The sequence below is a fragment of the Streptomyces sp. NPDC087422 genome, assembly GCF_044744145.1.
In the GTDB taxonomy this organism is placed as follows: Bacteria; Actinomycetota; Actinomycetes; order Streptomycetales; family Streptomycetaceae; genus Actinacidiphila.
The window spans coordinates 188,095-211,108 of sequence record NZ_JBIUXT010000001.1 but is presented as its reverse complement, the minus strand read 5'-3'; the positions used below and the strand labels follow the sequence as shown (position 1 = coordinate 211,108).

Below are 23,014 nucleotides of genomic sequence, written 5' to 3'. Positions count from 1 at the left end.
CACCGTTGGTCAGGGATGTGAGCCAGAAGAACCGAGACGGAAAGCGCAGCGCCCGCGAGGCCCTGTACGAACAGCGTGAGAAAGAGAAGGCCAGCGCCCGACGCAGGCGCACCATGGTGGTCGCGGGCGCGGTGGTCGCCGTGCTGGCCATCGCCGCCGTGATCGGGGTGGTGGTCGCCGACCACAAGGACAGCGGCGGCGGCTCCACCCCGGCCGCCGCGCCCAAGGGCGCCATCGGCAAGGACAATCTCGTCATCCCCGTCGGCGCCGCCGACGCGCCCTCGGTGCTGACGATCTACGAGGACTTCCGCTGCCCGGCGTGCGACGCCTTCGAGAAGGCGTTCACCCCGACCATCCACAGCCTTGAGGACAGCGGGCAGATCCGCACCGAATACCACCTGGTGACGCTCATCGACGGCAATCTCGGCGGCTCCGGCTCGCTGAACGCCGCCAATGCCGCCGCCTGCGCCCAGGACGCGGGCAAATTCCGCGCCTACCACGATGTGCTGTACGACAATCAGCCGGAGGAGCAGAGCGACACCTTCTCCGACAAGAACCACCTGCTCGACCTGGCGGGCAAGGTCAGCGGTCTGAAGACGCCGACCTTCACCGCGTGCGTCAACGGCGGCACCCACAACAGCTGGGTGAAGGCGTCGAACAGCGCCTTCGGGAAGTCCGGCTTCAACTCCACGCCGACGATCCTGCTCAACGGCAAGAGCGTCTACGGGAGCGGCAGCAATCTCACGCCCGACTCGCTGAAGCAGATGGTCACCGACGCGAACAAGGGCAAAAAGGCGGGTGCGGTGACCACCGCTCCGGCCTCCTGACAGGCCCGCTGAGGGGCCTGCCGAGGCTTGATTCCGGGCCTTTCGGCGTCCGCGGGGATTCCCCCGGAGGGGCCGGAGGAGTCCCGGCCGTTATCCATACGTAGCCGGGCGGGTTGCCGCACTTCCCGCCCGGCAAGGTAGCGTCGGTCATTGCCATGGAACTCGCATTCATTCCCAGCCCGTCGCACGGAGTCGTCCACCTCGGACCCATTCCGCTGCGCGGCTACGCGTTCTGCATCATCATCGGTGTCTTCGTAGCCGTATGGCTCGGCGGCAAGCGCTGGATCGCCCGCGGCGGCCGGGCGGGCACGGTCGCGGACATCGCCGTGTGGGCGGTGCCCTTCGGTCTGGTCGGCGGCCGGCTGTACCACGTGATCACCGATTACGAGCTGTACTTCACCAGTGGCAAGGACTGGGTCGACGCCTTCAAGATCTGGCAGGGCGGCCTGGGGATCTGGGGCGCCATCGCCTTCGGCGCGCTCGGCGCCTGGATCGCCTGCCGCCGCCGGGGGATCGCGCTGCCGGTCTACGCCGACGCCATCGCGCCGGGCATCGCCTTCGCCCAGGCGATCGGCCGCTGGGGCAACTGGTTCAACCAGGAGCTGTACGGCGGCCCGACCACGCTGCCCTGGGGCCTGAAGATCGACCCCGCGCACCGGCCGGAGAGCACGCCGGACATCGCCACGTACCACCCGACGTTCCTGTACGAGTCCCTGTGGTGCGTCGGCGTCGCCCTGCTGGTCATCTGGGCCGACCGCCGCTTCAAGCTCGGCCACGGGCGGGCCTTCGCCCTCTACGTCGCCGCGTACACGGTGGGCCGCGCCTGGATCGAGCACATGCGCGTGGACTACGCCCACCAGATCCTCGGCATGCGGCTCAACGACTGGACCGCGATCGTCGTCTTCATCGGCGCCGTCGTCTACCTCGTCGTCGTCGGCCGCAAGCGGCCCGGCCGCGAGGAGAACATCGAGCCTCTCGCCTCCGGCGAAGGCCCCGACGACGCCTCGCCGCCGTCGTCCGACCCGGAAGCGGAAGCGGACGCGGACGACGCGGTCGACTCCTCCTCCGTCGAGGACGAGGCTTCCGTCGGTTCCGTCGACCCGAAGCGAGCCTCCGAGGCGCTCTGATCTCGCGCCCCTGAGAAGCCCGTCACGCGCAGTGGCGGCGCACCTTCTCCAGGAGGAGAAAGGGCAGGTCAGGGCAGGCTTTCCTTGCTGGCGGCGCGTCGCATTCGAGCGTACGGTCGAATGGATTCGTGGTCGTGCGGCCTCGCGGGAGGCTGCCTGGGGAGGGGTGGGGACGGATGTCAACGGCTGTCGAGGAGACGACGGCGGCGCCGTATCACGTACCGCACCACTCGCACCGTGACGTGAGCGGCGGCTGGCTGCGCCCGGCGGTGTTCGGGGCGATGGACGGCCTGGTGTCGAATCTGGCGCTGATGACGGGAGTGGCGGGCGGCGACGTCTCGTCACGCACCATCGTGGTGACCGGGCTCGCGGGCCTGGCGGCGGGCGCCTTCTCGATGGCGGCGGGGGAGTACACGTCGGTGGCCTCCCAGCGGGAGCTGGTCGAGGCCGAGCTGGAGATCGAGCGGATCGAGCTGCGCCGCCACCCGGAGGCGGAGCTGCGGGAGCTGGCCGAGCTGTACGTCTCGCGCGGTGTGGAGCCGAAGCTCGCCCGCGAGGTGGCCAGGCAGCTCTCCGTCGACCCGGAGCGGGCGCTGGAGATACACGCCCGCGAGGAACTGGGCGTGGACCCGACCGACCTGCCGTCGCCGCTGGTCGCGGCGGCCTCCTCCTTCGTCGCCTTCGCGCTGGGCGCCCTGCTGCCCGTACTGCCGTATCTGCTCGGCGGCGACTCGCTGTGGCCCGCGGCCGTCCTCGCGCTGGCCGGACTGTTCGGCTGTGGTGCGGCCGTGGCCCGGGTGACCGCGCGTTCCTGGTGGTACAGCGGGGTTCGGCAGCTGCTGTTGGGCGCGGCGGCCGGCGGGGTTACCTTCGTATTGGGCGCGCTTATCGGCACAGCGGTCGGCTGACCACTCCGAACGGTCTGAACGGCCGACCGGTGCGGTCGGCCCACTGGTCCGATCGGGTGATCGGCGATGTGCCGTGCGCCCGCTCCACCGGACTCGGGAAACCCACAGGAAACCAGCGGCCACAAGCCTCATGTTTCCCCGTCGTTTCAGTAGCCGTCGCACGGGGCATTACCCGGTGGCGCACCGGCAGAAAGCGGCCCGGTGGCGCGCTGGACCCGGCCGGAAAACCTCCGACACGGCGCTGGCCTGATCTGTTCGCTCCACCCCTCATTATGTCCACATGCTGGAACTGAGTATCCGCTTCTCGAACACTCGTCCATCATGTAACCTGCACGAAATCGCAGAGGGCCAACGTCGTCCCTGTTGCGCATGCCTGGGAACAGGCAATGCATACAAGCCAAAGACGACGACGGGAGAGCCATGCGTTCGCGTTCCGCGTTCATGGACGGGCGCCCCGCCCCGCAGGGGATGTACGACCCCCGCAACGAGCACGACGCCTGTGGCGTCGGTTTCGTGGCCACCCTCACCGGCGAGGCGAGCCATGGGCTCGTGGAGCAGGCGCTGACCGTTCTGCGCAATCTGGAGCATCGTGGTGCCACCGGCGCCGAGCCCGACTCGGGTGACGGCGCGGGCATCCTCCTCCAGATCCCGGACGCCTTCCTGCGCGAGGCCGCCGGCTTCGCGCTGCCCGACCAGGGCCACTACGCGGTCGGCCTCGCCTTCCTCCCGGTCGAGACCGAGGACCGCGCCAAGGCCGTCGACGCCATCGAGCGGATCGCCGCGGAAGAGGGCCTGACCGTACTCGGCTGGCGCGAGGTCCCGGTCGCCCCCGAGCTGCTGGGCACCACCTCCCGCTCGACGATGCCGTACTTCTCGCAGCTCTTCGTCGCCGACAGCGCCGGCGCCGCCTCCGGCATCGACCTCGACCGGCCCGCCTTCGTCCTGCGCAAGCGCGCCGAGCGCGAGGCCGACGTGTACTTCCCGTCGCTGTCCGCACGCACGATCGTGTACAAGGGCATGCTGACCACGGGGCAGCTCGAACCGTTCTTCCCCGACCTGTCCGACCCGCGGTTCGCCACCGCCATCGCGCTGGTCCACTCGCGCTTCTCCACCAACACCTTCCCGAGCTGGCCGCTCGCCCACCCGTACCGCTTCGTCGCGCACAACGGTGAGATCAACACCGTCAAGGGCAACAGGAACTGGATGCGGGCCCGCGAGTCGCAGCTCGCCAGCGACCTCTTCGGCCCGGCGGGCGGCGGCCAGGGCGGCGACCTGGAGCGGATCTTCCCGATCTGTACGCCCGGCGCCTCCGACACCGCGTCCTTCGACGAGGTGCTGGAACTGCTGCACCTCGGCGGCCGGTCGCTGCCGCACAGCGTGCTGATGATGATCCCCGAGGCGTGGGAGAACCACGAGTCGATGGACCCGGCGCGGCACGCCTTCTACCAGTACCACTCCACGCTGATGGAGCCCTGGGACGGCCCGGCCTGCGTCACCTTCACCGACGGCTCCGTCGTCGGCGCGGTCCTGGACCGCAACGGCCTGCGCCCCGGCCGCTACTGGGTCACCGACGACGGCCTGGTCGTGCTCGCCTCCGAGTCCGGCGTCCTGGACATCGCCCCGGAGAAGGTGACCCGCAAGGGCCGCCTCCAGCCCGGCCGGATGTTCCTGGTCGACACCGTCCAGCACCGGATCGTCGAGGACGACGAGATCAAGGCGGGCATCGCCGCGGAGAACCCGTACGCCGACTGGCTGGAAGCCGGGCTGATCAACCTCTCCGACCTGCCCGAGCGCGAGCACATCGTGCACACCCACGCCTCGGTCACCCGCCGCCAGCAGACCTTCGGCTACACCGAGGAAGAGCTGCGGATCATCCTCGCGCCGATGGCCAGGACCGGCGGCGAACCGCTCGGCTCGATGGGCACCGACTCGCCGATCGCGGCGCTCTCCGAGCGCCCCCGGCTGCTCTTCGACTACTTCACCCAGCTCTTCGCGCAGGTCACCAACCCGCCGCTGGACGCCATCCGCGAGGAACTGGTCACCTCGCTGATCTCCACCATCGGCCCGTCAGGCAACCTGCTGGAGCCCAGCCCGGCCTCCTGTCGCAACATCACCCTGCCGTTCCCGGTGATCGACAACGACGAGCTGGCCAAGCTCATCCACGTCAACGCCGACGGCGACCTGCCCGGGCTCAAGGGCGCCACCCTGTCCGGCCTCTACCGGGTCACCGGCGGCGGCCAGGCACTGGCCGCCCGGCTCGCCGAGATCTGCGCCGAGGCCGACGCCGCCATAGAGGACGGCGCCCGCCTGATCGTGCTCTCCGACCGGCACTCCGACGCCGAGCACGCGCCGATCCCGTCGCTGCTGCTCACCTCCGCCGTGCACCACCACCTGATCCGCACCAAGCAGCGCACCCAGGTCGGCCTCCTCGTCGAGGCGGGCGACGTGCGCGAGGTGCACCACGTGGCGCTGCTCATCGGCTACGGCGCCGCGGCCGTCAACCCCTACCTGGCCATGGAGTCCGTCGAGGACCTGGTCAGGGCGGGCACCTTCCTGCCCGGCGTGGAGGTCGAGACCGCGCTGAAGAACCTGATCAAGGCGCTCGGCAAGGGCGTGCTGAAGGTCATGTCCAAGATGGGCATCTCCACCGTCGCCTCCTACCGCGGCGCGCAGGTCTTCGAGGCGGTCGGCCTGGAGTCCGACTTCGTCGACAGCTACTTCCACGGCACCGACACCAAGATCGGCGGCGCGGGCATCGACGTCGTCGCGCAGGAGGTCGCCGCCCGGCACGCCAAGGCGTACCCGCTGTCCGGCATCGCCGCCGCGCACCGCAGGCTCGACATCGGCGGCGAGTACCAGTGGCGACGCGAGGGCGAACCGCACCTGTTCGACCCCGACACCGTCTTCCGGCTCCAGCACGCCACCCGCACCCGGCGCTACGACATCTTCAAGCAGTACACGCAGCGGGTGAACGAGCAGTCCGAGCGGCTGATGACGCTGCGCGGCCTGTTCGGGCTGAAGAACGACCGCGGCCCGGTCCCGATCGACGAGGTCGAGCCGGTCTCCGAGATCGTCAAGCGCTTCTCCACCGGCGCCATGTCGTACGGCTCGATCTCGCGCGAGGCGCACGAGACGCTGGCCATCGCCATGAACCAGCTCGGCGGCAAGTCCAACACCGGTGAGGGCGGCGAGGACGCCGACCGGCTGTACGACCCGGCCCGGCGCAGCGCCATCAAGCAGGTCGCCTCCGGCCGCTTCGGCGTGACGTCGGAGTACCTGGTCAACGCCGACGACATCCAGATCAAGATGGCCCAGGGCGCCAAGCCCGGCGAGGGCGGTCAGCTCCCCGGCCACAAGGTCTACCCGTGGATCGCCGGCACCCGGCACTCCACCGCGGGCGTCGGCCTGATCTCGCCGCCGCCGCACCACGACATCTACTCCATCGAGGACCTCGCCCAGCTCATCCACGACCTGAAGAACGCCAACCCCAAGGCGCGCGTTCACGTCAAGCTGGTCTCCGAGGTCGGCGTCGGCACCGTCGCGGCCGGTGTGTCCAAGGCCCACGCGGACGTCGTCCTGATCTCGGGACACGACGGCGGTACGGGCGCCTCGCCGCTCACCTCGCTCAAGCACGCGGGCGGCCCCTGGGAGCTGGGCCTGGCCGAGACCCAGCAGACGCTGCTGCTCAACGGCTTGCGGGACCGTATCGTCGTGCAGACCGACGGCCAGCTCAAGACCGGCCGGGACGTCGTCATCGCCGCGCTCCTCGGGGCCGAGGAGTTCGGCTTCGCGACCGCGCCGCTGGTGGTCTCCGGCTGCGTCATGATGCGCGTCTGCCACCTCGACACCTGTCCGGTCGGCGTCGCCACCCAGAACCCGGTGCTGCGCGACCGCTTCACCGGCAAGCCCGAATTCGTCGTGAACTTCTTCGAGTTCATCGCGGAGGAGGTCCGCGAGATCCTCGCCGAGCTGGGCTTCCGCTCCATCGAGGAAGCCGTCGGCCACGCCGAGCTGATCGACGCCGACCACGCAGTCGAGCACTGGAAGGCGCAGGGCCTCGACCTCGCCCCGCTGCTGTACGTGCCGGAGCTGCCCGAGGGCGCGGTGCTGCACCGTACCGTCGAGCAGGACCACGGCCTGGACCGCGCCTTGGACAACGAGCTGATCCGGCTCGCCGCCGAGGCGCTGGAGTCCGGCGCCCCGGTCCGCGCGCAGGTGCCGATCCGCAACGTCAACCGCACGGTCGGCACCATGCTCGGCCACGAGGTGACCAAGAAGTACGGCGGCGCGGGCCTGCCCGACGACACCATCGACGTCACCTTCACCGGCTCCGCCGGCCAGTCCTTCGGCGCGTTCCTGCCCCGGGGCGTCACCCTGCGGCTCGAAGGCGACGCCAACGACTACGTCGGCAAGGGCCTGTCCGGCGGCCGGGTCATCGTCCGCCCCGACCGCGGCGCCGACCACCTCGCCGAGTACTCCACCATCGCGGGCAACACCATCGCGTACGGCGCGACCAGCGGCGAGCTGTTCCTGCGCGGCCGTACCGGCGAGCGGTTCTGCGTCCGCAACTCCGGCGCGACCGTCGTCTCCGAAGGCGTCGGCGACCACGGCTGCGAGTACATGACCGGCGGCCGGGCCGTCGTCCTCGGCGCCACCGGGCGCAACTTCGCGGCCGGTATGTCCGGCGGCATCGCCTACGTCCTCGACCTCGACCCCGGCGCCGTCAACTTCGGGATGGTCGGCGTCGAGTCGCTGGACGCGGGCGACATCACGTGGCTGCACGATGTCGTGCGCCGCCACTTCGAGGAGACCGGCTCCACCGTCGCCGAGCGGCTGCTCGCCGACTGGGGCGGCGCCCTCACCCGCTTCGGCAAGGTCATGCCGAGGGACTACAAGGCAGTGCTCGCCGCCAAGAACGCCGCCGAGCAGGCCGGACTCTCCGAGTCCGAGACCACCGCGAAGATGATGGAGGCGGCAAATGGCTGACCCCAAGGGCTTCCTCACCACCCCGCGTGAGACCGCTCCGACCCGCCCGGTCGAGGAGCGCCGGCAGGACTGGAAAGAGGTCTACGTCCCCGGCGGCCTGCTGCCGATCATCAGCAAGCAGGCCGGACGCTGCATGGACTGCGGCATCCCGTTCTGTCACAACGGCTGTCCGCTGGGGAATCTGATCCCCGAGTGGAACGACTACGCCTACCGCGAGGACTGGACCGAGGCCAGCGAGCGGCTGCACGCCACCAACAACTTCCCGGAGTTCACCGGGCGGCTGTGCCCCGCGCCGTGCGAGTCGGCCTGCGTGCTGGGCATCAACCAGCCCGCCGTCACCATCAAGAACGTCGAAGTCACCATCATCGACAAGGCGTGGGACAACGGCGACGTCACCCCGCAGCCGCCGGACCGGCTGTCCGGCAAGACCGTCGCCGTGATCGGCTCGGGCCCCGCGGGCCTGGCCGCCGCCCAGCAGCTCACCCGCGCCGGGCACACCGTCGCGGTCTACGAGCGCGCCGACCGGATCGGCGGACTGCTGCGCTACGGCATCCCCGAGTTCAAGATGGAGAAGCGGCACATCAACCGGCGCATCGAGCAGATGCGCGCCGAGGGCACCAAATTCCGCACCGGAGTGCAGATCGGCGTCGACCTCGACGCGGCCAAGCTCGCCAAGCGGTACGACGCGGTGGTCATCGCGGCCGGCGCGACCGTCTCCCGCGACCTGCCCGCACCCGGCCGTGAGCTGGGCGGCATCCACTTCGCGATGGAGTACCTCCCGCTGGCCAACAAGGTGCAGGAGGGCGACTTCGTCTCCCCGCCGATCACCGCGCAGGGCAAGCACGTCGTCGTCATCGGCGGCGGCGACACCGGCGCGGACTGCGTCGGCACCGCCCACCGGCAGGGCGCGGCCTCGGTCACGCAGCTCGAGATCATGCCGCGGCCGTCCGACGACCGGCCCGCGGGCCAGCCGTGGCCGACGATGCCCGCCGTCTACAAGGTGACCTCGGCGCACGAGGAGGGCGGCGAGCGGGTCTACGCCGTCAACACCATGAAGTTCGAGGGCGACGAGAACGGCAACGTCAAGGCGCTGCACCTGGTCGAGGTGGCCTTCCAGGACGGGAAGTTCGTCCCGCGGGAGGGCACCGAGCGGGTCATCCCCGCCGAGCTGGTCACCCTCGCGATGGGCTTCACCGGCACCGACCAGTCCAACGGCCTGGTCGACCAGCTCGGTCTCGCGCTGGACGCCCGCGGCAACATCGCGCGCGACGCCTCGTACGCGACCAACGTCGACGGTGTCTTCGTCGCAGGTGACGCCGGGCGCGGCCAGTCGCTCATCGTCTGGGCCATCGCCGAGGGCCGCTCCGCCGCGAAGGCCGTCGACTCCTACCTCACCGGCCTGGCCTCGGCCCTGCACGCCCCCATCCGCCCGACCGACCGGCCCCTCATGGTCTGACGTCGCGTCCGGACGGTCCCGACTGTCCCACCCCGCTCCGCACAATGGCGTGCGGAGCGCGCAACACCGCAGCGCCCGCCACTCCCCGACCAAGGAGGCGGGCGTTGTGCTTTTCCCCTCGCGGCGGGGCGGTGCCGCGTTCTTTGGGGCACGAACCCGCCGTGCGAACAGCGCGCCCCCGGCAGGGTCACGTGTCGACGTCCAGCTCCGTCTTGCACAGGGCGCACCGGGCGCGCAGGCGCCCCCGGCAGGGGACGCGGATGCGCTGGAAGCAGGTGGGGCACGGGAAGGAGACCCGTACCGTGCCGGAGGGCGCGGCCTCGAACGTGTAGTCCGGGCCGGAGGCCAGCGCGCGGCGGTCCTTGGCGTACCGGCGGCGGGCCGCCCAGCCCGACGCGGCCAGGGGAGCGCGGCGCACATCCTGCTGGGCGCGGGCCAGCCCCGCGCGATAGGCGTCGCGGGCCTGAGCGCTGCGGAACCACGGCTCGATGTCGTCGCCGAAGGCCGCCGCGCGCTTGGCCAGCACGTAGCCGAACTCCTCCGGCGTGAGATAGCCGAGCTTGTACGCCGACATCATCAGCCGCTCGCCGCGGATCGCGGCCTCCTCGCGGTACGCGTCCAGCAGCAGCCAGCCCGCGCCCAGATACGCGGTGGCGGTGTCGGTCAGAATCTCGTTGTCCCGGGTGCCGGGGAACTCCAGACCGAGCCGGTGCAGGTAGACGTGCATGACCTCGTGGGCGAGCGCCGCCCCGACATCGCGCCGGTCGGTCCTGAACCGCGAGTGCAGCTCGATGAAGTACTCGGGCCCCGCGGCCAGCTCCACATTGCCCGCGTGCACCATGTCGCGGAAGCTCACGACCATCCGCGCGTCCGGCAGCCGGAAGTGCTGCACCATGACGCGGGCCACCCGCTGCGCGCCCAGATACAGGTCCTCGTCCGCGGGGAAGTCCACCAGTTCGGGATGGACGCTGGTGGCGAATCTGGCCACCCCGTCGCCCGACAGCCGCCGGTAGAGCGCGGTGAGCGCGGACCGCACCGTGTCGATGTGCGGGAAACCGTGCACGATGGCCCCGCCACCGGCCGTCGACGACGCGCTGGGTCCAGCCTGCTCGGCCATGAACACCTCCCCGTACCCACCGAGCCTACGCGTCGGCCCGCGCCGTTGTCGCCGCCATCGGCGGCCTCGGCGTCCCGCGGCGGCGGCCTCGCGGGGGTACCAGGTGACGGAGCCGCCGACGTGCGGCAGCATGTGCGACATGCCTGCTCTGACCCGCGCCGAGGCCGAGACCCGCGCCAGCGATCTGACCGTCCGCCACTACGCGATCGACCTCGATCTCACCCGAGGGGAGGACGTCTTCGGCTCGACCTCGGTGATCACCTTCACCGCCGACCGCGCCTGCGACACCTTCGCGGAACTCAAGCCCGCCGCACTGCGCCGCGTCGTGCTCGACGGCACGGAACTCGACCCGGCCACGCTGGACGACAACCGCCTCCCGCTGCTCGGCCTCGCCGCCGGGGACCACGAACTGCGGGTCGAGGCCGACATGCGGTACTCGCATACCGGCGAGGGCATGCACCGCTTCACCGACCCCGCCGACGGGGAGACGTACGTCTACACCCAGCTCTTCATGGAAGACGTGCAGCGCGTCGCCGCCGCCTTCGACCAGCCGGACCTCAAGGCCGTGTTCGAGGTCACGGTGACCGCGCCGCCGCAGTGGACGGTCCTCGGCAACGCGCTCACCTCCCGTACCGGCCAGACGCCCGCGGGCGACGGGCGCTGGACGATGGCCGCGACCCCGCCGATCTCCACGTATCTGCTCGCCGTCGCCGCGGGACCCTGGCACTCGGTACGCACCGAGCACGCCGGGCTGCCCTTCGGCCTGCACTGCCGCCGCTCGCTCGCCCCGCACCTGGACCGGGACGCCGACGAGCTGTTCGACATCACCCGCCGCTGCTTCGACCGCTACCACGAGCTGTTCGCGGAGCCGTACCCCTTCGACTCCTACGACCAGGCGTTCGTCCCCGAGTTCAACGCGGGCGCGATGGAGAACCCCGGACTGGTCACCTTCCGCGACGAGTTCGTCTTCCGCTCGGCCTTCACGCCCACCGAGGCGCAGTTCCGGGCCGTCGTCATCGCGCACGAGATGGCGCACATGTGGTTCGGCGACCTGGTGACGCTCCGCTGGTGGGACGACATCTGGCTGAACGAGTCCTTCGCCGAGTACATGGGCTTCCAAGTCCTGTCCGAGGCCACCGACTTCACCGGCACCTGGACCGACTTCGCCGTCGCCCGCAAGGCGTGGGGCACCGACGCCGACCAGCGGCCCTCCACCCACCCGGTGGCCCCCGACCCCGAGGCCGTCCCCGACACCGCCTCCGCGCTCAACAACTTCGACGGCATCTCGTACGCCAAGGGCGCCTCCGCGCTGCGCCAACTCGTGGCCTGGCTCGGCCAGGAGGACTTCCTCGCCGGGATCAACGAGCACTTCGCCCGGCACCGCTTCGGCAACGCCAACCTCGCCGACTTCATCGACTCGCTGGCCGGCGCCACCGAACGCGACGTGCCCGGCTGGGCCGCCGCCTGGCTGCGCACCAGCGGCGTCGACACGCTGACGCCCGCCACCGTGGCCACCTCCGACAGCGGCTGGCGGCTGGAGATCAGCCACAGCGGAGACCGCCCGCACCGGATCGCCGTCGGCTTGTACGACCGGGCCGCCGACGACCCCGCGCGGCTCGTGCCGCGCGACCGGCTCACCGTCGACATCGACGCGAACGCCGCCGTCAGCGCGCACGAACTGCCCGGCTCCCGGCCCGATGTGGTGCTGCTCAACGACGGCGACCTCTCCTTCGCCAAGGTCCGCTTCGACGAACACACCTGGGAGACGCTGGAGGAGACGCTCAGCGGGCTGCCCGAACCGCTCAGCCGGGCCGTCACCTGGTGCGCGGCCCGCGATCTCGTACGCGACGCGAAGATCGCCCCGCGCGACTATCTGGCCCTGGTCGCACGGCAGTTGCCCGCCGAGACCGACCCGGCGCTGGTCGAGGCGGTCCTCACCTTCGCGCGTACGCAGGTCGCCGACCGCTACCTCGACCCGGCGCTGCGCCCCGACGCCCTCGGCAAGCTCGCCGCCACCAGCCGGGCGCTGCTCGCCGACGGCGGCCCCGGGGTCCGGCTCACCGCCACCCGCACGCTCATCGACAGCGCCGTCACCGCGGGCGAGGCGGCCGTACTGCGCGAGTGGTACGACGACGGCAAGATTCCCGGCGCCGCGGACCTCGACGCCGAGCTGCGCTGGAAGGCGCTGCTGCGGCTCGCCGTCCTCGGGCACGCCACCGCCGCCGACATCGACGCCGAGCTGGCCCGCGACCCCAGCGGCACCGGCCGTGAGGGCGCCGCCCGCTGCCGGGCCGCCCTGCCGGACGAGGCGGCGAAGGAGGCCGCCTGGGCGTCGATGTTCCACGACGACACCCTGTCCAACTACCTCTTCGCGGCCACCGCCCAGGGCTTCTGGCACCCCGAACAGGACGCCCTGCTCAGCCCGTTCGTCCCGCGCTTCTACCCCGACGCCATCGCCGTCACCGGCCGTCGCGGCGCGGCCATCGCCGAGGCCATCAGCCGCTACGGCTTCCCCTCGGAGGTCGTCACCGAATCCGCCCTCGAACTCGGCCGCACCGCCCTCTCCGACTCCACCCTCATCCCCGCTCTCCGCCGTGCCCTCACCGACCGCCTCGACGACCTCTCGCGTGCCGCGCGCATCAGGTCCACCTGGTAGCCCAGCCCCCCGAGACGGCTCCTTCACCGGGCCCGGTGGGCCGATCTTTTAGGGGCGCGGGGAACTGCGCGGCCTCGCGCCCCAGGACGGTTGTTTTGCCGGGGCGCCGGCCACGTGTTTTTAGGGGCGCGGGGAACTGCGCGGCCTCGCGCCCCAGGACGGTCGCTTCGCCTGGGGCGGTGGGCCGGTCTTTTAGGGGCGCTGGGGGCACCTCCCAGCGTTAGCTGGGGGAGGAACTGCGCGCCCAGCCTGCGCGGTGGCGCGGGTGAAAACCGGCCCCAGCGGGGCAGTTGCGGTTGTTTTCGGGCTGAAAGCCCGGTGGGGGCTGGTCGCGCAGTTCCCCGCGCCCCTAAAAGCAGGCCCTACGCAAGGTGGACGCGGGGGGGGGCGCCCCCCAAGAGCAGCGTCCTGCGCGAGGTGGGCGCACGGGGGCGCGGCTGGAAACAGGGGCCTGCGCAGGGCGAAGGTACGGGGGGCGATACCCGTTGGCGTTCGGCGTCGTTGAGTACGGAGAGGTACCGGCGACGACAGGCGGCAACGACTCATGGCGAAGCCACAACTGGCCGGGGGCCGCCAAGGACCCGCAGAACTCGGGCCGTTGCTCGAAACGACCCGCGCGGCCCTCGCGGAAGGCGCGGCGACCCGCGGCGGCCCCCTGCCCAGTGGCGGCCCCGCCGCGGTGGCGGCGCGGCTGGCCCGGACGGGCCCGCCGCTGCCCCGCACCGGCACCGGAGCGGAAGAAGCCCTGCGCACACTGGTGCGCGCCGTCGCGGAGGGCGCCGCCGACCCGGCGGAACCGGGCTGCGTCGCGCATCTGCACTGCCCGCCCCTGGCCATGGCCGCGGCGGCGGACTTCGCCGCGTCCGTACTGAACCCGTCCATGGACTCCTGGGACCAGGCCCCCGCCGCCACGGCGTTGGAGGCCCGCGTCACGGCGGCACTGGCGGCCCTGGTGTACCCCGGCCACGACGCTCCCGACGCGCTGGTCACGACCGGCGGCACGGAGTCGAACCAGCTCGCGCTGCTGCTGGCCAGGGAGCGTGCGGCGCGTGCGGGCCGCCGCCCGGTGCAGGTGGTGTGCGGGTCGAACGCGCACCACAGCGTGGCCCGCGCGACCTGGCTGCTCGGCCTGCCCCGTCCGGTGGTGCTCGCCACACCCGGCGGCGTACTGGACCCGGCGGCTGTGGAGTCCGTCCTGCGCGGCCTCGCGCCGCACGTGCTGCTGGTCGCGACCGCGGGCACCACGGACACCGGTGCGATCGACGCGCTGCCCGCGCTGGCAGCCGCCGCCGCCCGGCACGACGCCGAGTTGCACGTGGACGCCGCGTACGGCGGCCCGTTGCTGTTCAGCGACCGCGAAGCGGCCAAGCTCGCGGGCCTCGACCAGGCCGTCTCGGTCACCGTCGACCTGCACAAGCTCGGCTGGCAGCCGGTCGCCGCGGGCCTGCTGGTCGTACCCGACGCCGCCGCGCTGCGCCCGCTCGACCACCGCGCCGACTATCTGAACGCGGCCGACGACACCGAGGCCGGGCTGCCCGACCTGCTGGGACGTTCGCTGCGCACCAGCCGCCGCCCCGACGTCCTGAAGATCGCCGTCACCCTGCGGGCGCTCGGCCGCGAGGGGATGGGGCAGCTGGTCGACGCCGTCTGCGCGTCGGCCCGTGAGCTGGCGGAGCGGATCGAACGCCACCCGGACCTGACGCTGTACGCGCACCCCGCCATCAGCACCGTGCTGTTCCGGCCGCGCGGCGCCACCGACGAGGCGATCGCCGCGCTGCGCCGCCGCCTGCTGTACGACGGCCGGGCGGTGCTGGGCCGCGCCCACGTCGGCGGGCGGCTGTGGCTCAAGGCGACGCTGCTCAACCCGTACCTCACCGCGGCCGACCTCGACGCGCTCGTCGCCCTGGCCGCCGAGCCCCCGGAGCCCGCTGCGCTCACGGAGCCCGCTGCGCCCGCCGAGTCCGCCGAGCCACCGGCCCCCGAGGCCCGCTTGCCGCACCCGACACCTCCCCTGACCACGGAAGGCACCACCCCCCGATGACGCCCTCGCACGACGACGCCTCGCACGAGGCCCGCGGAACGGCGCGACCAGCCGGCGCCCCGGCCCCCGCGCCGGTCCCCCACCCGACGACGGTTCCCGCACAGGCGCAAGGACCCGACCGCGCCCCGGCCCCCGCCGCGCCCCCCGCCGAATCGCAGCCGCCCCCCTTCGACCTGCTCGGCATCGGCATCGGCCCGTTCAACCTCTCGCTCGCCGCCCTCGCCGACGGCGTGCCCGACCTCACCGCCGCCTTCTACGACCAGCGGTCCTCCTTCCAGTGGCACCCCGGTCTGCTGATCGACGGCGCCACCCTCCAAGTCCCCTTCCTGGCCGACCTGGTGACCCTCGCGGACCCCGCGAGCCGCTGGTCCTTCCTGAGCTGGCTCAAGACCCGCGAGCGGCTGTTCCCCTTCTACTTCGCCGAGCGCTTCCATGTGCACCGCGCCGAATACGACGCCTACTGCCGGTGGGCCGCCGAGGGGCTGCCCAGTACGCACTTCGGGCAGCAGGTCGACGCCGTGCGCTGGAACGCGGAGCGCGGCCACTTCGAGGTCGACCACACGCACCTGGACGAGCACGGCGAGGCCGAGGCGCTGGGCCGCACGTACGCCCGGCACCTGGTGGTGGGGATCGGCACGGCCCCTTACGTACCGGAGCCGCTGCGCCCGCTCGCGCAGGCGCCGACCGTACCCGTCGTGCACTCCGCGGACTACGTCAAGCAGCGTGAACGGCTGCTGGACGCCGAGCACATCACCGTCGTCGGCTCCGGACAGTCCGGCGCCGAGATCTTCCTCGACCTGCTGCGGGCGCGTCCCGCCGGCCGGGAGCGGCTGACGTGGCTGGCGCGTACGCCCGCCTTCGCGCCGATGGAGTACAGCAAGCTGGGCCTCGAACACTTCACCCCGGACTACACGCGGTACTTCCACGGTCTGCCGGAGCCGGTGCGCGACCGACTGGTGCCGCGGCAGTGGCAGTTGCACAAGGGCATCGACGACGCCACGATCACCGCGATCCACGACGAGCTGTACCGCCGTACGCTCGACGGCGGCTGGCCGGACGCGGTGCTGACGCCCGGCGTCACCGTGCGGACCGCGGGCCGGATCGGCACCCAGAGCATCGAACTGCACCTGGAACACGTCGAACAGGGCACCCGTACCCGGCTGATGACCGACGCGGTGGTGCTGGCGACCGGCTACCGGGAGCGCCCGCTCGACCAGTTGCTCGCGCCGCTCGACCCCTACCTGAAGCGGGACTCCGCCAACCGGCCGCGGATCGACGCGCGGCACCGGCTGGAGCTGGACCGGGCGGTCACCGGCCGGATCTACGTGCAGAACGCGGAGCGGCACAGCCACGGGATCGGCGCGCCCGACCTGGGCCTGGCGGCCTGGCGCTCCGCGGTCATCCTCAACGACCTGACCGGCCTCCTGACCGGCGCGGAGCACTACCCGCTGCCGGCCAGGACGGCCTTCACCACCTTCGGTCTCGACGGCGCCGCCGCCAGCGACGTCCCTACGCGAACAGCGGCACTCCGGCGCGGGTGAGGCGCCACTCGTCGCCGCCGAACGTCGTCGGGTCGATCGTGCCGTGCGCCTGCACCCAGGCGATGATCGTGTTGCGGATCTCGTCCGAGTTGGACCACACCGACTGGGCGGTGGCCACGTGCGGGTAGTTGCTGCCGCCGCCGGAGCGGTAGTTGTTGACCGCGAGCACGAACCGCGCGGCCGGGTCGACCGGCGCGCCGCCGTGCGTGAGGTTGACGATCCGGGAGCCGACCGGCTGCGCGATGTCGATGTCGTACGACACGCCGCTGAGGATGTCGTAGCTGTAGTCGGGGGTGTTGTTGGCGTTGGTGATCTTGGTGACGTCGACGGGCGCGTCCGGCGCGGTCTGCGTGTAGTACGCCGCCGACCACTCCAGGTAGTCCTTGACCTGGGCGCCGGTGAGCAGCTTGGCGTCCAGGGTGTTCTCGTAGACGTACAGCCCCGCCACGTCGCGCAGCGAGACCTGCCCCGCCGGGATCGCGGCGGTGCGGGAGAACGGCGACGCCTCGGAGAGCACCGGCAGGTCGGCGTACGCGGTACCGGCGAGCGCCGCCTTCACCGTGTCGGCCTGCACCAGGTTGAGGAAGTCGATGATCGGCGTGTCCTTGTACGTGGACTCGGCCGCGGACATCGTCGCGGTGCAGGTGCCGATGATCTGGTTGACGTACGCGACGACCTTGTTGTGCTCGTCGCGCACCAGCTTGGCGACGACCGGGTCCTCGGCGACGGTGTTGGCGTTGCGCACCTCGGCCTTGACGGAGGTGACCTCCCACCGGCCGCGGCTGAACTCCAGGTCGATGTCGAAGACGCTCAGCCGCATGCCCCACATCAGGGGCTCGGACAGCACGACGGTCTTGCCGGTCTTCTCGTTGACGACGAGCGTCTGCGGGCGCTCGACGTGGGTGTGGCCGACCAGGATCGCGTCGATGCCGGGCACCTGCTGGGCCACCAGCGAGGAGGCGTTCTCCGGGTACGGGATCGCGTCGCCGTAGGAGGTGCTGCCGTCCAGGCCGGAGTGGTCGGTGCAGATCACCACGTCGCAGCCGAGGGCGCGGAGCTTGGGCACGTAGATCTTCGCCTGCTCGACCAGGCCGGGGAAGGCCATCTTGCCCTGCACGTTGGCCTTGTCCCAGATGGCGATGCCGGGGTTGGTCAGGCCGAGGACGCCGACCTTGACCGGGGGGCCGCCCTGGACGCGGATCTCCTTGACCAGGTAGGGCGGGAAGGCGGGCTTGAGGGTCTTGGCGTCCACCGCGTTGGCGGCGAGCAGCGGGAAGTCGCACTGGTCCTGGAAGGCGCGCAGCAGCGGGATGCCGTAGTTGAACTCGTGGTTGCCCAGCGCCGCCGCGTCGTACTTCATGTGGTTCATGGCCAGCGCCATCGGGTGCTTGGGGCCGCGGCGCGCCCCGGTGATCGGCTCGACCCGCGCGTAGTAGTACGAGAGCTGCGTGCCCTGGATGATGTCGCCCGCGTCGATCAGCAGCGTGCGGTCGTGGCCCTTCTCGGCGCGGGCGTGCGCGACGAGGGTGGAGACCTTGGCGAGGCCGATGTCGTTGTGGGTCGCGTCGTCGTACTCGGCGTTCGTGAAGTAGTCCCAGTTCAGGGCGTGTCCGTGCAGGTCGGTGGTGCCCAGCACCCGCAGGCTGAACGTCTTGGGCTTCCCGTGGCCGTGTCCGTGGTGCCGGTCGGCGGCCTCCGCGGGGCTCGCCCCCACGACCGCCCCGGCGGTGCCCGCGAGCGCCACGCCCGCCCCCGTGGCGGCCGAGCGGTTGATGAAGTCCCTGCGGTTGAGCGCCATCTGTCGTCTCCTCGTTCCCGTCTGCTCCCGGTGCGGGAACAACGCGCGTAGATTCTGCACCGCCCGCCCCACCCGGCGACACCCCCCACACGTAACCGGAAGATGTCCCGCGCGTGACACGCACGGTGCGGCCGATGCGCGATTCCGGGCGCGTAAGACGTGCTCAGCGGGTGCGGGGGTGACAGGAGTGCTCATCGGAGCGGGGGGCCGCACACTTCGACACTTGTCAACAAGCGTTAATCCAGACGTCGTTGGGCAGTTGCCGTGAGCGTGTTCCCTACCAACGAGTAGGTCATACTCTCGACACATGCGCCGAGCCAAAATTGTCTGCACACTGGGCCCCGCCACCGACTCCTACGACCAGATCAAAGCACTGGTCGAGGCCGGAATGGACGTGGCACGACTGAATCTGAGCCATGGAGCGTACGCGGAGCACGAGGACCGCTACCGACGAGTCCGCAAAGCCGCGGACGAGACCGGTCGCAGCGTGGGCATCATGGTTGACCTTCAGGGCCCGAAGATCAGGCTCGGACGTTTCGCCGAAGGACCTGTACTACTCGAACGCGGCGACGAGTTCACGATCACCGTGGACGACATCGAGGGCGACCAGCAGATCTGCGGGACGACGTACAAGGGACTGTCCGCGGACGTCGCCCGCGGCGAGCGCATCCTGGTGGACGACGGGCGCGTCACCCTGGAGGTCACCGACGTCGAGGGACCGCGGGTGCACACCATGGTCATCGAGGGCGGGATGGTCTCCGACAACAAGGGGCTGAATCTCCCCGGTGTCGCCGTGTCGGTGCCCGCGCTGTCCGACAAGGACATCAGGGACCTGCGCTGGGGCCTGCGGATCGGCGCCGACATCATCGCGCTGTCCTTCGTCCGCACCGGCCGGGACGTCGAGGACGTGCTGCGGATCATGGCCGAGGAGGGCCGCCGGGTCCCGGTGATCGCCAAGGTCGAGAAGCCGCAGGCGGTCGACGCCCTCGAAGGGATCGTCGACGCGTTCGACGGGATCATGGTCGCGCGCGGCGACCTCGGCGTCGAGATGCCGCTGGAAGCCGTCCCGATGGTGCAGAAGCGCGCGATCACGCTCGCCAAGCGCAACGCGAAGCCGGTCATCGTCGCCACGCAGATGCTCGACTCGATGATCGACAACTCCCGCCCCACCCGCGCCGAGGCCAGCGACGTCGCCAACGCCGTGATGGACGGCACGGACGCGGTGATGCTCTCCGGCGAGACCAGCGTCGGCAAGTATCCGATCGAGACCGTCAAGACGATGTCGCGGATCGTGTCCGCGGCCGAGGACGCGGTGCTCGCCACCGGCCTGCCGCCGCTCACCGACCAGAACAAGCCCCGTACCCAGGGCGGCGCCGTGGCCCGCGCCGCCGCCGAGATGGGCGACTTCCTCGGCGCCCGCTTCCTGGTCGCCTTCACCCAGTCCGGCGACACCGTCCGCCGGCTGTCCCGCTACCGTTCGCCGATTCCCCTGCTCGCCTTCACCCCGGAGCCCGCGACCCGCTCGCAGTTGAATCTGACCTGGGGAGTGGAGACCTTCCTCGGCCCGATGGTGCAGACCACCGACGAGATGGTCCAACAGGTGGACGAGCAGCTGCTGCGGATCGGCCGCTGCAAGAAGGGCGACATCGTGGTGATCACGGCCGGTTCGCCCCCCGGCATGCCGGGCACCACCAACATGGTCCGGGTCCACCACATCGGCGAGGACGATTCGCCGAAATCCTGACCTGTACGGCGCGGATTCACCCGCCGCGCACATCACGCCCCGTTCGGCATTCGCCGGGCGGGGCGTCGTCGTCGGCCGCCTTTGCCGCCGATTTCGGCAGCGGCAATGGCGGGGCCTTTGGCCGGCGAATCGAAAAACTTAACGCTATGTAACGCGAACGCAATACGGAATCAGGGCGGTACTCCGACAGGTGCTTACCCTCTGAATCTCCTGACATTCCTGCCGCGGTCACATCGCCTCCTGGCCGCCCCCAAGTCCCCTACCCTTGGCCGGAAGTGCGCGTTCTCATCATGCGGACGCCGGAGCAAAGCACCCAAATCCCTCCGCCAACCTCAGCAGAACCTCAAGAGTTTCCTTCCGGCATAACAAGACAGTCACACTCTTCCCTTCACCTCTGCCTGACTCAGCTCCACGCGCCTAGAGTCACGGCCAGTCACCGCGCCTCCGGATTTGTCAGTTCGGGTTCCAGCGCGCGACTCGGCGTCTCATCAGAGACGGCCGCGCCAGGGGAAAGGACTGATCGTGCGACACCGTTCCTTGCTTGTACTGACCGCCGTACTCACCACTGGAGCCCTCACCCTCACCGCCTGCGGATCGCGGAGCGACGACAAGAAGGGCAGCGGGGACAGCAGCGGCGCCGCCAAGACGACCGTTGTCATCGGTGTCGACGCTCCGCTTACCGGGCAGAACTCGGCCACCGGCCTCGGCATCCAGTACGGCGTGCAGATCGCTGTCGACGACGCCAACAAGAACAACCTCGTCCCCGGGGTGACCTTCAAGATCAAGGCCCTGGACGACAAGGCGCTGCCCGCCACCGGCCAGCAGAACGCCACGGCCCTGGTCGCGGACAGCAGCGTGATCGCCGCCGTCGGCCCGCTGAACTCCGGCGTCGCCCAGTCCATGCAGCAGGTGTTCACCACCGCGAACATGGTCGAGATCTCGCCGTCCAACACCAACCCCACCCTGACCCAGGGCAAGGACTGGAACACCGGCACCAAGGTCCGGCCGTTCAAGACCTACTTCCGTACCGCCACCACCGACGCCCTCCAGGGCGGCTTCGCGGCGGACTACGCCTACAACACCCTGAAGAAGACCAACGCCTTCGTGGTGGACGACAAGCAGACCTACGGCGCGGGTCTCGCGGGCATCTTCAAGGACAAGTTCGGGTCCCTCGGCGGCAAGATCGCCGGCACCGACCACGTCAACACCGGTGACAACGACTTCTCCACGCTCGTCACCAAGATCAAGAACGCCAAGGCCGACATGGTCTACTACGGCGGCCAGTACGACGAGTCGGAGCAGCTCACCAAGCAGCTCAAGGCGGCCGGCGTGAAGATCCCGCTCATGGGCGGCGACGGCATGTTCTCCGACACCTACATCAAGACCGCGGGTGCGGCCTCGGAAGGCGACCTCGCCACCTCCGTCGGCGTCCCGGTCACCACGCTCCCGGCGGCCAAGGACTTCATCGCCACGTACAAGGCGAAGAACTACCCCGGTGACTACGGCACCTACGGCGGCTACTCGTACGACGCCGCCACCGCGATCATCAAGGGCGTCAAGGCCGTCATGGACGCCAACGGCGGCAAGCTCCCCGCCATGGCCGACGCCCGCTCCAAGCTCGTCGACGCCGTCCAGAAGAGCGACTTCGACGGCATCGCCGGTCACGTCTCCTTCGACCAGTACGGCGACACCACCAACAAGCAGCTCACCGTCTACCAGGTCAAGAGCGGCAAGTGGGAGGCCGTGAAGAGCGGCACCTACAGCGGCTGACCGACTCCGTAGCACCCAGGGCCGCGCGGCTGGTCACCCCGACCGCGCGGCCCCCCGCTTACCCCCCGGCGTACCTTCCCCCCTGCTCCCTCAGTGACATGGAGGCCATGCGGTGCACACCCTGCCGCAACAGCTGGCCAACGGGCTGTTCATCGGCTCGATGTACGGGCTCATCGCCATCGGCTACACGATGGTGTACGGCATCGTCCAGCTCATCAACTTCGCCCACGGCGAGATCTACATGACCGGAGCCTTCGGCGCGCTCGCGGTCTGGACGAATCTCCCCGACAGCACGTCCATCTGGCTCGCACTGCCCCTGATGCTGCTCGGCGGCGCCATCGTGTCCGTGCTCATCGCCGTGGCCGCGGAGCGATTCGCGTACCGGCCGCTGCGCGGCGCACCACGGCTGGCACCACTGATCACCGCCATCGGCCTCTCCCTCGCACTTCAGCAGGCGATCTTCCTCTGGTACCCGGGCGCCGACAACGCCAAGAGCTTCCCGCAACTGCCCGGCGGCCCCTTCCACGTGGGATCGATCAACATCCAGAGCGGTGACATCTTCCTGGTCTCCGCCGCCGTGATCTGCATGGTCGGCCTCGCCGCCTTCGTCCGCACCAGCCGCACCGGCCGCGCCATGCAGGCCACCGCGCAGGACTCGGACACCGCCCAGCTCATGGGCATCGACACCAACCGCATCATCGTCATCGCCTTCGCCATCGGCGGCTTCTTCGCCGCCGTCGCCGGACTCGCCTCCGGCCTCAAGTACGGCCAGGTCAAGTACGACATCGGCTTCCAGGCCGGACTCAAGGCGTTCACCGCGGCCGTTCTCGGCGGCATCGGCAACATCTACGGCGCCATGCTCGGCGGCCTCGTCCTCGGCATCGCCGAGTCCTGCGCCTCCGCCTACATCTCCAACATCCCCGGCATGCAGCAGCTCGGCGGCGGAAGCTGGGCGAACGTCTGGGCCTTCGTGCTCCTCATCGTCGTCCTGCTCGTCCGGCCGCAAGGTCTGCTCGGCGAGCGCGTCGCGGACAGGGCGTGAC

13 protein-coding genes are annotated in these 23,014 nt (G+C 70.7%); 11 read left to right on the top strand and 2 right to left on the bottom strand.

The features are described from left to right. Positions 1 to 17 precede the first annotated feature (17 nt). From ACIO6U_RS00910 to ACIO6U_RS00890, 5 genes are all read left to right on the top strand, one after another. The gene (locus ACIO6U_RS00910) at positions 18 to 827 is read left to right on the top strand and encodes a thioredoxin domain-containing protein (RefSeq protein WP_355333997.1); all 810 of its coding nucleotides are present in this window, start codon (positions 18 to 20) and stop codon (positions 825 to 827) included. 155 nt (positions 828 to 982) lie between these two features. After that, positions 983 to 1,954: a prolipoprotein diacylglyceryl transferase gene (lgt, locus tag ACIO6U_RS00905; RefSeq protein ID WP_391159723.1), complete on the top strand. Its 972-nt coding sequence runs from the start codon at positions 983 to 985 to the stop codon at positions 1,952 to 1,954. A gap of 176 nt (positions 1,955 to 2,130) precedes the next feature. After that, on the top strand, positions 2,131 to 2,862 hold the full coding sequence (locus ACIO6U_RS00900; RefSeq protein ID WP_355333991.1) for a VIT1/CCC1 transporter family protein: 732 nt from the start codon (positions 2,131 to 2,133) through the stop codon (positions 2,860 to 2,862). A 420-nt stretch (positions 2,863 to 3,282) separates the two neighbouring features. After that, entirely contained in the window at positions 3,283 to 7,848 is a 4,566-nt protein-coding gene (gltB, locus tag ACIO6U_RS00895; protein WP_355333988.1) for a glutamate synthase large subunit, read from the top strand. Further along, a complete protein-coding gene (locus ACIO6U_RS00890) occupies positions 7,841 to 9,304 on the top strand; it encodes a glutamate synthase small subunit (protein ID WP_391044035.1) in 1,464 nt (487 codons plus the stop codon). Before gltB ends, ACIO6U_RS00890 begins: the two co-directional genes overlap by 8 nt. A gap of 187 nt (positions 9,305 to 9,491) precedes the next feature. Here the strand turns inward: ACIO6U_RS00890 and ACIO6U_RS00885 are convergent, their stop codons facing one another. Further along, positions 9,492 to 10,421: a hypothetical protein gene (locus ACIO6U_RS00885; protein WP_355333984.1), complete on the bottom strand. Its 930-nt coding sequence runs from the start codon at positions 10,419 to 10,421 to the stop codon at positions 9,492 to 9,494. A 139-nt stretch (positions 10,422 to 10,560) separates the two neighbouring features. On the opposite strand from ACIO6U_RS00885, the gene pepN reads away from it, so the two are divergent. From pepN to ACIO6U_RS00870, 3 genes are all read left to right on the top strand, one after another. Beyond that, the gene (gene pepN / locus ACIO6U_RS00880) at positions 10,561 to 13,077 is read left to right on the top strand and encodes an aminopeptidase N (RefSeq protein WP_401714673.1); all 2,517 of its coding nucleotides are present in this window, start codon (positions 10,561 to 10,563) and stop codon (positions 13,075 to 13,077) included. A 544-nt stretch (positions 13,078 to 13,621) separates the two neighbouring features. Beyond that, complete coding sequence (locus tag ACIO6U_RS00875; protein WP_401714671.1) at positions 13,622 to 15,118, top strand: pyridoxal phosphate-dependent decarboxylase family protein; 1,497 nt, start codon at positions 13,622 to 13,624, stop codon at positions 15,116 to 15,118. Further along, on the top strand, positions 15,115 to 16,659 hold the full coding sequence (locus ACIO6U_RS00870; RefSeq protein ID WP_355333978.1) for a SidA/IucD/PvdA family monooxygenase: 1,545 nt from the start codon (positions 15,115 to 15,117) through the stop codon (positions 16,657 to 16,659). The genes ACIO6U_RS00875 and ACIO6U_RS00870 overlap by 4 nt, the downstream gene beginning before the upstream one ends. On the opposite strand, the gene ACIO6U_RS00865 is transcribed toward ACIO6U_RS00870, so the two are convergent. Next, positions 16,628 to 18,457: a bifunctional metallophosphatase/5'-nucleotidase gene (locus tag ACIO6U_RS00865; protein WP_401714669.1), complete on the bottom strand. Its 1,830-nt coding sequence runs from the start codon at positions 18,455 to 18,457 to the stop codon at positions 16,628 to 16,630. The genes ACIO6U_RS00870 and ACIO6U_RS00865 overlap by 32 nt on opposite strands. 307 nt (positions 18,458 to 18,764) lie before the next feature. Between ACIO6U_RS00865 and pyk the strand changes: the two genes are divergently transcribed. From pyk to ACIO6U_RS00850, 3 genes are all read left to right on the top strand, one after another. Further along, complete coding sequence (pyk, locus tag ACIO6U_RS00860; protein ID WP_355333972.1) at positions 18,765 to 20,201, top strand: pyruvate kinase; 1,437 nt, start codon at positions 18,765 to 18,767, stop codon at positions 20,199 to 20,201. 522 nt (positions 20,202 to 20,723) lie between these two features. Further along, entirely contained in the window at positions 20,724 to 21,971 is a 1,248-nt protein-coding gene (locus tag ACIO6U_RS00855; protein WP_355333970.1) for a branched-chain amino acid ABC transporter substrate-binding protein, read from the top strand. A 112-nt stretch (positions 21,972 to 22,083) separates the two neighbouring features. Next, positions 22,084 to 23,013, top strand: coding sequence for a branched-chain amino acid ABC transporter permease (locus ACIO6U_RS00850; protein ID WP_355333968.1), 930 nt, complete (start codon positions 22,084 to 22,086; stop codon positions 23,011 to 23,013). The last annotated feature ends 1 nt before the right edge of the window (position 23,014 follow it).